The following is a 12,781-nucleotide window of genomic DNA, read 5'->3' on the forward strand; positions in this document are numbered from 1 at the left end:
TAGAGGGAATTATGCTTATATGGAGATATGTTCATGTTTACAAAATTGCTTGCTTTATTTCCAAATGCTGTTTTAGTTCAAGACAAACCAGCCCAATCGTTATCATCCGGACATTTTTATTTTTTCTTTGATCGTTCAAAAAATGAATGGATTGGTATCCCTCGAACTGATTTAAGTGAAAAGGAATTTACTTTACTTAAAACACTATACGATTTTTATGAGCCGATCCCCCTCATGTCTGAGTCTAATTCCCTGTCACCCCAAGCAATACTCTGGCATGATTTTTTATTTTTAAATGGAAAACCGCCTGCCAATAAATCAGGCTTTTACATACGGATAGTCCAATTTCATTTAAACAAAAATGAAATAGAAAAAATGGAAATTGAATCCGGATTAAGAGGCTTCTTTTCAGATGAAGTTCTTATTATTTGGGAAAATGGAAACACAGGTATTATCATTGAATGCCACCATTATAAATCAACATCCCTGTCTGAAAAAGAATTAATCGCAATGATTGAAACAGTAGAAAGTGACTTTTTTATCAAAATTTTATTTTATTATGGAAAGCAGCACCTTTTTACAAATCAATTAGCTGAGATTTTCCAAGAGGAAAAGGAATTTTTCACGTTTGCACAAAATACGCTTCAAAAAGAACAGGTATTTTCTTTTGAACGAGTTTTTCCAATCTACGTTGCCTACCATTTGCCCAAATTGCTAAAACAGAAGCTCAACAAAGCATTCGTTGACGTATTTCAAGAAGACTCGGAAATGTTCTCTACGATAAAGGCATTTCTTGAAAATAATTTAAATGCGAGCTTAACAGCAAAAAAACTTTATGTTCATCGGAATACATTGCAATACCGCGTTGATAAATTTACGGAGAAAACTGGAATCCAATTAAAAGATTTTTATAGTGCTTTTACTGTTTTTTTAGCTTGCCTTGTTTTCGAATCAAAAGAATAGAAAAGCGGAAGCGTTCATTATAGAATAACCTCGTTGCGATAGGAGGTTATTCTTTTATGAAAACAATTTCATCATTTAAACAGTTTTGGCAGCTGTATAAGTGGGGACACTTATGTTGTGCATGGGTATCAGGATATCCATCCTCCATTTTCATTAATTCTATATCCATGTAAGGACTATAATCATCGTAATAATCCATTACTTTTCCCCGATCAAGCATTTCATTTCCACAATGTTTACATCTAATATTGATTGTTCGTAATCCATTACATATTGGACAAATCGGCATATACTCACACCCTTTATCATTTAACTATTTCTTATAGTTTGTGTTATTAGCTAATCGGTATGTAAAAGGCTTTTGGCGGTATAAATTACCAATAATAAAAAAGAATAGGTCCATTTGTTTTAAACATAATAAACAGTACAAAGCAAATTTAAGCTTTAGCACCAAAAATCAAGTGAGTTAAGAATTATGGCCATATTAAACGATTGTTTCTCCTGATAATTAATGATTTATCAAAGTTATTTTTAAACATTGATAATATGGGTTAGGCCGTGGTGGCAATGGATTTATTTTTCCATAAGTGGTTCAATTCCATACTAACCCCAAAATTATAAAGAGGAGTGTTATTCATTTATGGCAAACAATAGCAACTCTAATCAACTTCTTGTCCCAGGCGTACAACAAGCACTTGATCAAATGAAGTATGAAATTGCTTCAGAGTTTGGAGTTCAATTAGGAGCAGATACTACATCTCGTGCCAATGGTTCTGTTGGAGGAGAAATTACAAAACGCCTTGTTTCAATGGCTGAATCACAACTTGGCGGATTCCAACGTTAATTTATTAAATTAAATTGAATAAAATGGCTGAGCCCCTTCCGTTTTGGAAGGGGCTCCATTAATTCAAAAAAAATGCAGACATTTGTCTGCAACTTAAGGTTTAGCAATCATATATACGATATAATAAGCAAGAATCATAACACTTCCAATGGCTAGAACAACCGAGAAATCCATTTTTCCCCACCCCATTAAGAATATTTATGTAAATTTATTTTCAATTTAACATAATTCAGACCTTTTTAAAGTAGAGAAAGCTTCTGTTTTGTGACAATGGAGTGAATATTTTATGAATTTTTGTCTTTTAGGTGCCACAGGGCGAGTAGGTTCCGTCATCTTGGAAAGTGCTTTGTCCCAACACCATTTCGTTCATGTCGTTGTAAGGGACAGAAATAAACTAACGATCGACCATCCTAACCTTCAGGTTATTGAAGGAAATGCTTTAAATGAAAAAGATTTAGCTGAAGCGTTAAAGGGGACCAATGCGGTGATCAGCGCTCTGAATACCGATGGCAGCACCACTCTTTCCAATGCCACGCCAATCATTGTAAACCAAATGAAAATGCAGGGTATTCAGAGGATTATTACGATTGGCACTGCCGGTATCCTTCAGGCCCGTTCGAATCCCCGCATTTATCGGTTTCAGGCAGCTGAATCAAAACGAAAAACAACAAAGGATGCTGAAGAACATTTAAAAGCTTACATAACTTTAAAAGATTCCGGACTAGATTGGACCATTGTCTGCCCGACGTATTTACCTACAGGTGAAAGAATGGGGGTCTATCGATACGAGAAAAATTATCTCCCGCTAAACCCATCATCTATTTCTATTTATGACACAGCTGATTTTGCTTATAAGCAGCTTGAGAGTCGAGAATTTATCAGGGAGCGCGTTGGGTTAACCTATTAATTCCGATTTGGGAGTCCTGTTTTGATCCAGATCTTTATTCAAATGAGCCCTTGACGGTCACCACACCTTTTTCAACCATAACCTTGCACAGGGCAATGACAGTATGAATGGTAAAATCAGCTTTAAACATTTGTACAAAAAGAAAAAAAGGCGCGGAATCATCCTCGCCTACTTCTCACTTTTCTTCTTAGTTTTATTTTTAGCACTTGTTAATTCCTTGAAGCGCAACCGCGAATACGATTCATCAAAACTGCTAAAGATTCGATAGCTTTTTTCATCTATAATTCGAAAGTGTTTACTAAGAATGTTTTGCTGCAGGATATAATCATTTTTCTTTGCAAGCTGTTTCCACCACACCCTAGGACTGAACGTTTTTCTTTTGCGAAAATCAATCCCCTCCCGAGCCACTGTTTCCAATACCTCAAGCGGCTCACTTCCAAACAAAAAAAGAACCGTTTCCGTTTCCCGAAACAAAGCACAAATGGATACCACAGTCGACCAGTTGGCATGGACTCGGCCCTTTTCAATTTGTACAAGGGTCTTCTTAGAAATACCAACTATTTCAGCCATTTTATCCTGTGTATAGCCGGCTTCTGTCCGGATCAGCCGAAGTTTATCCGACACCTGGATAATAATTTCTTCCCTGTTCACTTAAGGCCCTTCCCTTCGTTTCTCTAAGTGTAATTTTAAACAAATATATTTATTTTTTAAAGTGTCCTGCTGCAAAAAAACTGCTGTCGGACTGACAGCAGTTTTTGATTACTTACTTATAGGTACTTCACAATTGCTTGAACATGATTCATTAATTGAACATGCCGCACATTTTCCTTTTTTCGACTTTTTGATAAATCGTGTAAAGGCCCAGCCTGCATAACCAAAAATAGCTGTGCCAATCACAATGCTGGCAATCATATGTCCCACCTCTTTTTATTTTTACGCCAATCCAAGTAATCTACCGCCTTGATAAATGACAATGGATAAAATATAGGCAATGGCAAGTGCATAGATGATGGAAAAGGCTGTCCATTTTTTTGAAGCTGTTTCTTTATAGATTGTAGCTGTTGTTGCTAAGCATGGAATATATAACAAGATAAAGACCATAAAGCTAAATGCGGCAAGTGGTGTATAATAGCCCGTAAGAATTCCTTGCAAGCTTCCACCCTTTGGCACAAAGTAAATAATATTCATCGTCGAAATAATCGATTCTTTTGCTAAAAAACCTGTTATTAGAGAAGCCGATGCCTGCCATGTTCCAAATCCAATCGGTGTGAAAAGTGGAGCAATCACATTGCCGACTGCTGCAAGATAGCTATCGTCCATGTTAACCTTTAAGCCGCCAGGTCCAGCATAGGACAAAAGCCAGATGAACACGGACCCCGCAAAAATAAAGGTACCCGCTTTTCGAATAAACCCTTTTCCTTTATCCCAGGTACTTCTCCATAATGATTGGAACTGCGGCAGCCGATATGGCGGCAGTTCAATCACAAACAAAGAGGTTTCCGACTTTAATATTGTCGAAGAAAAAATCTTTGCTAAAATTAACGCAACAACAATTCCTAACACATAAAGACTCAAAACAATCATGGCCTTATGTCCAGCAAAAAAGCCGCCAACAAATAGTGCATAAACAGGCAGTCGTGCAGAACAGGACATTAATGGTGTTAGTAGAACAGTTAGGAGCCTTTCCCGTGGCGTTTCAATTGTTCGGGCTGCCATAATTCCAGGAACGTTGCAGCCAAATCCAATAATCATCGGTATAAAGGCCTTACCGTTTAGTCCAACTGATTCCATTACTCGGTCCATGACTAGTGCAACACGGGCCATATAGCCGGAATCCTCTAATAGTGAAATAAAGAAAAATAGAATAAAAATTTGCGGAACAAAAACAAGCACACCGCCAACACCTGCTATTAATCCATTGATAATAAGATCATGGATAAAGGTCGAAGCATGAATCATACTTAAGACTTTCTCCATGCCAACTGTTAGCGGGCCAGTAAAAAATGAATCCAGGACATCCGAAAGCGGTGTTCCAAGCCAATCAAAGGTTAGCATAAACATAAAATACATAAGCAATAAAAAGATGGGCATCCCTAGGTATCGGTTCGTCACAATCGCGTCAATTTTTTCAGTTAAAGGTATTTTAGCATTACTTTTACTGACAGCTTCAGAAACGATTTGATCAATCGCTTCCTTTCTTTTTAAGTAAATATAATGAGCAAGTGTTTTGCCTTTCAACTGCGGACTTAGCTTTCCTTCCAAATTTGAAAAAATAACTTCTAGTTTTTCAGCTTCTAAGATTTGAACCAGGTAGTCTTTAACATATTTATTTCCTTCAAACCATTGGAGGGCAAGCCATCTTAATGAATGTTTTGTTTTTCCGCTGATTTGACTTGATAGGAGGTCAATTGCTTCTTCGACTTCCGCTCCATAATAGACAAGACCTTTGCTAGTTGCTTGTCCCTTTTTAGTGGAAATAACTTGTATTAACTGGTCACAACCCTGGCCACTTCGGGCCACAACAGGGACCACAGGGACCCCCAGAGTCTTTGAAAGTCTGTCTACATCAATATCAATACCGCGTTTGCGTGCAACGTCAACCATATTAAGACCAATAAGCACAGGTCTTTGGAATTCAAACAGCTGCAATGTTAAATGTAAATTACGCTCCAGCTGCGAAGCGTCCAAAATATTAAGTAATTGATCGATTGGATCATTCAGAAAGAAAGATGTTACAACCCCTTCATCCTTTGACAACGGATTCAGCGTATAAACACCTGGCAAGTCAATTAATCTTCCAATATTATTTTTAACTACTCCAACCTTTTTCTCGACAGTAACGCCACTCCAATTTCCTACATATTCATAGGAACCCGTTAAATTATTGAACAATGAAGTTTTCCCAGTATTGGGGTTACCAATTAGAGCAATCTCCATTATAACCTCTCCACTTCAATTTGATTTGCCTCTTTCCGACGAATTCCGATACATTGTCCGCACGACTCAATCATTATTGGACCGCCAAATGGCATAGCAGATTTTAAAGAAACTTCGGAGCCCTCTGTAAAGCCCAGGTCAAGTAAGCGTCTTTGCACAAGATGACTAACATGGGACAAATTAATTATTTTTGCTTTTTCTCCTGCTTTTAATCCAGCAATCATCTATCTATCACCCTTTAAATTTGTTAATTGAGAATGATTATCTTTTATATCGTTATTTTACCATTAAATCATACCTATCGTCACTTCTATATTGTGACAAAAATTTGAATTCGCTTCTTTGTTGATGTAGAAATATAAGGAATTCTGTTGCAAATACACTCATTTGCACTGTTTCTGTATGAATTTAGTCCTATTTTTTCAATAAATAGATATAATCCTATGTCATTAGTGTTATTTTTTCTTATAATAAAAGGGATATGTGGGCTTGTCAGCGAATAATTTGTCCATGAAGGTTTGCCATTATTAGTAGGAGGAAAACAAATGCAGGCAGATACAAAGACACATTTATTGTTTTTTTTACAAAAATATAGAGAAGAATTGTTAAAAGAATGGGGTAAATCAGTGATCATCTCTGAAATAGACCCATATAAAGAAGAAATAAGAAAAAATGGGGAAAAATTTTTTGATTTAGTTATTGATTGTTTTACATTATCCAACACAGATCTAATGAAAAGGATTCATAAACTTGCCATTCATATTGCTGAAGAAAGAGTAAAAGCGGACGTTAATATGGGGGAATTTGTTTACAACGTTAATCTTGGCAGGACCATTTTTTTCAGTTACTTAAGTAAAGTTGGCTTGGATTGGGACATTTTGCAAGGGGCTATCAACAAAATCAACTGCATTTTTGATAAGTTCCTGTACTATGCCATTTCACATTTTGCAGAAGCCCAAAATAAAATCATCAAAGAAAAGACGCAATTTATTGATTCAACCCATCAGGATAGATTAACACTTCTTGGACAAATGACATCTAGTTTTATCCACGAATTCCGCAATCCACTTACATCAATAAATGGCTTTATTCAATTACTTAAAGCTGACCATCCCGACATGAAATATTTAGACATCATTTCCAGCGAATTAGATCAATTAAATTTCCGAATCTCCCAATTCCTGCTCTTGTCTAAAAAAGATTTAATTGGAAAGGAAAAAGCAGTCTTCAGTCTCAATCAGTTAATTGAAGAAGTTTTAAACTTTCTTTATCCAAGCATCCTCGATGGTAAAGTAAAAATCATCAAAGATTTATGTGACGATACTTCTCTCTATGGATATGCTGATGAAATAAGACAGGTTTTTATTAATATAATTTTTAACGCAATCGATGTTTTTGGACACCAACCAAATTTAAATCCTCTAGTTGAAATCAAGAGTTATCATGATAATAAAGCATATATATATATAGATATTTCCAATAATGGGCCAATGATTCCTGAAGAATTACGAAAAACAATTTTTGAGCCTTTCTTTACAACTAAAAAGCTTGGAACAGGACTTGGTTTATTTGTCTGTAAAGAAATTATTGAAAAGCATAAAGGTGAACTGAGCTGTGATTCTAACCCCAAAAAGACAACTTTCACCATAAAGCTGCCAGTAGCTGCCCAACTTGAAGAATTACATGGAAGATAAAACCGAACTCTTTAGTTACGTTTGGTTTTATCTTTTTTTGTTTGACCAATCTTCCAAGTTAGCAAGTTTCTACATAGATTAAATTAGGCAGTTAAATTCATGTTTGGGAGAGTAAGCTATGTTTACATTAAAGGTAGATCAGGAAATTGAACTTCAATTATTCCAACCACAGGATTCAACAAAGCTTTATCAGCTAGTTGAAGAAAATCGTGAACATTTGCGTGAATGGCTTCCTTGGGTAGAAAATATGACAACTCCCTTTCACTACGATTCCATTATTTCCATTTGGCTTCGACAATTCGCTGAAAACAATGGATTTAATGTTGGGATTATTTATAGAGGAGAACTCGTCGGATCAATTGGTTTACACCAAATTGATTGGCACAATAAGCTAACAAGTGTTGGTTATTTTCTTGCCAAAAAGGCAGAGGGACGAGGGATTATGACGAGAACTGTTCAATCGATCCTAAATTACGCGTTTATGGATTTAGGTTTAAATCGAGTTGAAATCCGCTGTGGAGAAAATAATAATAAAAGTCGGGCTATTCCTGAAAGACTAGGTTTTGTTAAGGAAGGAAAAATTAGAGAGGGAGAAAATTTGTTAGGGCATTACCATGATCTATATATATACAGCATGCTTGCTCGAGATTGGCTCAGGTTTTCACATCAATGATATTTTTGATTTTTCAAATGAACAGCGATAAAATTAATTTGTAATGAGCACTATTCACCACTTGCTAGCCAAATTGGCGGCTTTTTTCATTTCTTCCCTTAGCTTAAAAATTACATAGTTAAGTAGGAAATGGAAAGTAAGGTCATAATACAAAATAGAGAAAACTGTACGTGGAGGTGACAGCCTTACATCTGTAAGGTGTCAAATGGTCCTAATGAATTTACTAATAATCGGAATACTTATCGCTTTTACCGCGTTTTTCGTTACATCTGAATTTGCCATGATCAAAGTTCGTACGACTAGAATTGATCAATTACTTTCTGAAGGTAATGCGAAAGCGGAATCGGCCAAAAAGGTAATATCTAATTTAGACGGATATTTATCAGCCACTCAGGTAGGGATTACCATTACTTCTTTAATTCTTGGCTGGCTTGGTGAGCCAACGATTCGAAAAATATTAGATCCAATTTTTGCGAAAATTGATATGCCATTATCAGTTGAGCAAGTTCTTTCTTTTATCCTGGCCTTTTTACTGATTACTTTTTTTAATGTTGTCCTTGGAGAATTGGCCCCAAAAACATTTGCTATTCAAAAATCGGAAAGTATCATCTTGAGTTTCGCACCACCCCTAATCTTATTTCATCGAATTATGTACCCATTTATTTGGATACTTAATCGATCAGCAAGATTCGTAACGGGACTGTTTGGATTACATCCGATCTCAGGACAAGAAGTCGTTCTTTCGGAGGAAGAACTCCGAATGATCCTCTCTGAAAGCTATAAAAGCGGGGAGATCAATCAGTCAGAATATCGATATGTCAATAAAATTTTTGAATTTGACAATCGAATTGCGAAGGAAATAATGGTGCCGCGGACAGAAATGATTACCTTTGCAAAAGATTCAACCATGAAAGAAATTCTCGATACTATTAAGGAGGAAGGATACACTAGATATCCAGTGATTGATGGTGATAAAGACAATATTTTAGGGATTGTAAATATTAAAGAGGTATTAACGGATTGTATTGAACAAAAGTGTGTGGAAGATAATCCATTGGTTCCTTATATAAAACCCGTCATGCACGTGATTGAAACCATTCCCATTCAGGAGCTATTAGTCAAGCTGCAAAAAAGCCGCTCTCATATGGCAGTTTTGTCTGATGAATACGGAGGTACTGCTGGTCTCGTTACGGTTGAAGATATTCTCGAGGAGATTGTCGGCGAAATCCGTGATGAATTTGATGTAGACGAGCTTCCACTTATCCAGAAAAAAGGAGAAGGCCATTACATACTAGATGGGAAAGTACTCATTGAAGAGGTAAATGATCTTTTAGGTACAACCATTGAGGAGGATGAACTCGATACAATCGGTGGATGGTTTTTAGGACAGAAATTTGACATCCAAAAAGGCGACACGATTGAACAAGAAGGGTATTCCTTTGAAATTAAAGAAAACGAAGGACACCATATCATGTATATTGAAGTAAAAATTATAAAAGCGGAAGAGAAGTAAAAAACGCCGACTAAAAAACTGGCACGTCTTCGCCAACTGAAATTGTTTCCTTAGCCAAAATAACTGCTTCACCGCGTCTCCTCCCAAGGGGACGCTATTTATTGAAAAATTAGGCATATTACTTATTGTTCCCCATAAAATGTTGGTAATAACCCATAACTAAACTATAACGTTTGACTGTATGCTTTATATTCTTTATAATTATTGTTAATTTTATATTGTTGAGGTGGTATAATGGGGCAGTTTATCGCATCGGGGAACTAGCAGACATGGCACTGGTTTCAAAAAGAACGATCGACTATTATACATCGATAGGATTATTAAAAGCAGAACGTTCGAAAGCGAATTATCGAATATATACCGATGATTCACTTAAAGATTTGAAATTTATTGAAGAATGCAAAAGACTTCATTACCCATTAGAAGAGATTAAAAGAAAACTAGAATTGAAAAAAGCAAAAAAAATTCGCGATTCAGAAGTGGAAGAACAAATAAGTGTAGTGACGCAACAAATGAAACAATTATACAATGATTTATCTGTTCTCCTACCTTTAATTCAAGCACTGGATGAGCAGCAGAAAGAAAAGTGTTCAAACACTCTTACTTTACAAGGCACAGCACTAATGAAATCCCTTTTGAATTTAACGAGTTAGTTATTGCTTTACTGGGAGGTGGACTCCTTACTCGTGCAAACACGAGCTAAGGGACTTATTTGGACATATTTAACTTGGTTATTATAGCCATTTTAATTGCTTTGACAGCCTTTTTTGTCGCATCTGAATTTGCGATTATTAGGATTAGAAGTTCAAGAATTGACCAATTAATCGAAGAAGGAAACACAAAAGCTTTATCAGCCAAAAAAGTCATATCAAATTTGGATGAGTACCTATCTGCTTGTCAGCTGGGAATTACAATAACGGCTCTTGGATTAGGGTGGTTGGGAGAATCAACAATCGAGCAGCTCCTTCGCCCGCTTTTTGAAGGAATCCATATTCCTGCAAGCATGACACATATATTAGCGATTGGAATTGCCTTTGCGGCTATTACATTTATTCATGTGGTGATAGGAGAATTAGCTCCTAAGACATTAGCTATTCAAAAAGCGGAAAGCATCACCCTGATTGTTGTCCGGCCGCTCATCCTCTTTTATAAGATCATGTATCCGTTTATTTGGATTCTGAACGGGTCTGCACGGATTACTACTAGTATTTTCGGTTTAAAGCCTGTTTCCGAAAATGAACTTGCTCATACAGAAGAAGAACTTCGAATTATCCTATCTGAAAGCTTTAAAAGTGGCGAAATTAACCAATCCGAGTTTAAGTATGTGAATAAAATATTTGAATTTGACAACCGTATTGCCAAAGAAATTATGGTACCGAGAACAGAAATCATCTCTCTCTCAAAGAATGATACGCTTGAAACATTTCTACAAGTGTTACAGGAGGAAAAGTTTACAAGGTATCCTATTATTGATGGTGACAAGGACCATATTATCGGGCTTGTCAATATTAAAGAAATCATGACTGCTCTAATTGGGAATGAGAAGTTATCTTCACAAACATTAGAAAAGTTCACCCGCCCGATCATTAGAGTAATTGAAACCATACCGATTCATGATTTACTTGTAAAAATGCAAAAGGATCGAGTCCATATGGCCGTATTAATGGACGAATATGGCGGAACATCAGGTCTTGTCACTGTAGAAGACATTCTTGAAGAAATTGTCGGAGAAATCCGGGATGAATTCGATATGGACGAAATTCCAATGATCCAGAAAGTAAAAGAAAATCATTACATCGTAGACTCAAAAGTGCTTGTTAGTGAAGTGAATGATTTACTTGGGACCGAAATTGATGATGAAGACATTGATACAATTGGCGGTTGGATCTTGACTGAAGATTACGAAGCAAAAGAAGGAAACACGATCTCGCATGATTCTTACACATTTAAAATCATCGAGATGGATGAACATCATATTAAGTACATCGAAATTCGTAAAGCTATGAAGCCTGGTGAGGAAGGCATTCAAAACGTTCCTATCCCGGGGCCAGAGGGAAAAGCAGAAGCGCCCGTCTAAGTGACCACTGAACAGCCCTATTCTAGCAGCAGTTAGTAAAGCTTTTTCGGTTATGATAAAGCAAAGACCACTTCCTTAAGGAAATGGTCTTTGCTTTTGCTGTAAAGATAAAAACTAGCAGTTTAAACTTTGTCTTCTGTCTAGCTGCGCTTCCGCTTTTCTATTTTGTTTTTAACATAATAATTTCTTCTTCTGCTTTTGCTAGTTTAACCAGATGTGAATCAAGTCGGCGATTGATATATTTGATTTCCTCTTTATTTTCTTGCTGGTTTATTCCTTGTACTTCTTTTTCAATTGCAGATTGAACACCTTCAATCCTGACAAGTGCTTCTTTTATATCTGATAAATCAATTTGATTAACAGCGACACGGTGTTCGATGCTATCAACTTTCTCTAATCGATCAAGTCTATGTTCAATATTTTCTAGAGTACGGTTAAATGTATGAATTAAATTTTTTATATCAGTAACGTTATCAGATAATTCCTCAAGCTTTGCGTCCATTTTCAAAACTCCTTTAGACATATTCATTTAATCATAACACCGTTTATAACTTTAATATGTTACAAATAAAGAACACTTATGAAAACAGAAAAAGTTCTAGTAAATATTTGAACTTTTTTTAACAAGTCCATAAAGCAAGGTTTAATGTGAAGATTGTTACATGCAAATCATTTGAAAACCTTTACACTGTATGTACAGGGGCATTTTTTTTAAGAAATTATAATTTCCGTTCCTATTTTTGGCATTATAAACCATTTGAAAAGGTTGGTGTAAATATGAAAATTTCAATTGATGAAAGAGCTTTTGCATGGTTTACAAAAGAGTTTGAGTTTAGCAAACCATTCAGCATTCGAATGTTTCCACAGTACGCTGGTTTTGGACAGAAGCATCAAGGATACAGCATTGGATTTTCAGCTGAAACGCCGACAAATGCAGAATATAAACAAGAGGTCAATGGCGTTACCTTCTATTTCGAAGAAACGGATGCATGGTTTTTTAGCGATACTGAAACCTGTTTATCTATTAATGCTACAGATGAATTACAAATTACCTTTAAAGAGCCTATGATGATTTAAGATACCCAAAAGCATCCATTTTAGTTTTATGATGGATGCCTTTTTTATCGCTATCAACTTTCTGAATATTGCAAGTAATAAATTAAATATGCTATA

15 protein-coding genes are annotated in these 12,781 nt (G+C 36.0%); 9 read left to right on the plus strand and 6 right to left on the minus strand.

Annotation, left to right across the window (positions count from 1 at the left end; genetic code table 11):
* Window positions 1-33: 33 nt before the first annotated feature.
* The gene (locus tag JN080_RS15875) at window positions 34-963 is read left to right on the plus strand and encodes a PucR family transcriptional regulator (RefSeq protein WP_256236974.1); all 930 of its coding nucleotides are present in this window, start codon (window positions 34-36) and stop codon (window positions 961-963) included.
* Between the two features lie 46 nt (window positions 964-1,009).
* On the opposite strand, the gene JN080_RS15880 is transcribed toward JN080_RS15875, so the two are convergent.
* Complete coding sequence (locus JN080_RS15880) at window positions 1,010-1,252, minus strand: hypothetical protein (protein WP_256236975.1); 243 nt, start codon at window positions 1,250-1,252, stop codon at window positions 1,010-1,012.
* A gap of 351 nt (window positions 1,253-1,603) precedes the next feature.
* On the opposite strand from JN080_RS15880, the gene JN080_RS15885 reads away from it, so the two are divergent.
* Both JN080_RS15885 and JN080_RS15890 read left to right on the plus strand, forming a co-directional pair.
* Entirely contained in the window at window positions 1,604-1,807 is a 204-nt protein-coding gene (locus JN080_RS15885) for an alpha/beta-type small acid-soluble spore protein (RefSeq protein ID WP_256236976.1), read from the plus strand.
* A gap of 286 nt (window positions 1,808-2,093) precedes the next feature.
* On the plus strand, window positions 2,094-2,714 hold the full coding sequence (locus JN080_RS15890; RefSeq protein WP_256236977.1) for an NAD(P)-dependent oxidoreductase: 621 nt from the start codon (window positions 2,094-2,096) through the stop codon (window positions 2,712-2,714).
* Window positions 2,715-2,882: 168 nt separating this feature from the next.
* Here the strand turns inward: JN080_RS15890 and JN080_RS15895 are convergent, their stop codons facing one another.
* From JN080_RS15895 to JN080_RS15910, 4 genes are all read right to left on the minus strand, one after another.
* Window positions 2,883-3,365 (minus strand): helix-turn-helix transcriptional regulator, encoded by a 483-nt coding sequence (locus tag JN080_RS15895; RefSeq protein WP_256236978.1) that lies wholly within the window; start codon window positions 3,363-3,365, stop codon window positions 2,883-2,885.
* A 108-nt stretch (window positions 3,366-3,473) separates the two neighbouring features.
* The gene (locus JN080_RS15900) at window positions 3,474-3,626 is read right to left on the minus strand and encodes a FeoB-associated Cys-rich membrane protein (protein WP_256236979.1); all 153 of its coding nucleotides are present in this window, start codon (window positions 3,624-3,626) and stop codon (window positions 3,474-3,476) included.
* 21 nt (window positions 3,627-3,647) lie between these two features.
* Window positions 3,648-5,651 (minus strand): ferrous iron transport protein B, encoded by a 2,004-nt coding sequence (feoB, locus tag JN080_RS15905; protein ID WP_256236980.1) that lies wholly within the window; start codon window positions 5,649-5,651, stop codon window positions 3,648-3,650.
* On the minus strand, window positions 5,651-5,875 hold the full coding sequence (locus JN080_RS15910; protein WP_256236981.1) for a FeoA family protein: 225 nt from the start codon (window positions 5,873-5,875) through the stop codon (window positions 5,651-5,653). The genes feoB and JN080_RS15910 overlap by 1 nt, the downstream gene beginning before the upstream one ends.
* A 321-nt stretch (window positions 5,876-6,196) precedes the next feature.
* On the opposite strand from JN080_RS15910, the gene JN080_RS15915 reads away from it, so the two are divergent.
* From JN080_RS15915 to JN080_RS15935, 5 genes are all read left to right on the plus strand, one after another.
* A complete protein-coding gene (locus JN080_RS15915) occupies window positions 6,197-7,345 on the plus strand; it encodes a histidine kinase N-terminal domain-containing protein (RefSeq protein WP_256236982.1) in 1,149 nt (382 codons plus the stop codon).
* Window positions 7,346-7,463: 118 nt separating this feature from the next.
* Complete coding sequence (locus tag JN080_RS15920) at window positions 7,464-8,018, plus strand: GNAT family N-acetyltransferase (protein WP_256236983.1); 555 nt, start codon at window positions 7,464-7,466, stop codon at window positions 8,016-8,018.
* Between the two features lie 205 nt (window positions 8,019-8,223).
* Window positions 8,224-9,531, plus strand: coding sequence for a hemolysin family protein (locus JN080_RS15925; RefSeq protein WP_256236984.1), 1,308 nt, complete (start codon window positions 8,224-8,226; stop codon window positions 9,529-9,531).
* A 221-nt stretch (window positions 9,532-9,752) separates the two neighbouring features.
* Window positions 9,753-10,184, plus strand: coding sequence for a MerR family transcriptional regulator (locus tag JN080_RS15930; protein WP_256237047.1), 432 nt, complete (start codon window positions 9,753-9,755; stop codon window positions 10,182-10,184).
* Between the two features lie 59 nt (window positions 10,185-10,243).
* Window positions 10,244-11,608, plus strand: coding sequence for a hemolysin family protein (locus tag JN080_RS15935; protein ID WP_256236985.1), 1,365 nt, complete (start codon window positions 10,244-10,246; stop codon window positions 11,606-11,608).
* A gap of 160 nt (window positions 11,609-11,768) precedes the next feature.
* Here the strand turns inward: JN080_RS15935 and JN080_RS15940 are convergent, their stop codons facing one another.
* Window positions 11,769-12,110 (minus strand): hypothetical protein, encoded by a 342-nt coding sequence (locus tag JN080_RS15940; protein ID WP_256236986.1) that lies wholly within the window; start codon window positions 12,108-12,110, stop codon window positions 11,769-11,771.
* A 146-nt stretch (window positions 12,111-12,256) separates the two neighbouring features.
* On the opposite strand from JN080_RS15940, the gene JN080_RS15945 reads away from it, so the two are divergent.
* Entirely contained in the window at window positions 12,257-12,685 is a 429-nt protein-coding gene (locus tag JN080_RS15945) for a HesB/YadR/YfhF family protein (protein ID WP_256236987.1), read from the plus strand.
* The last annotated feature ends 96 nt before the right edge of the window (window positions 12,686-12,781 follow it).

It is taken from the genome of Bacillus sp. EB600, from assembly GCF_024494385.1.
In the GTDB taxonomy this organism is placed as follows: Bacteria; Bacillota; Bacilli; order Bacillales; family Cytobacillaceae; genus JAEVLT01.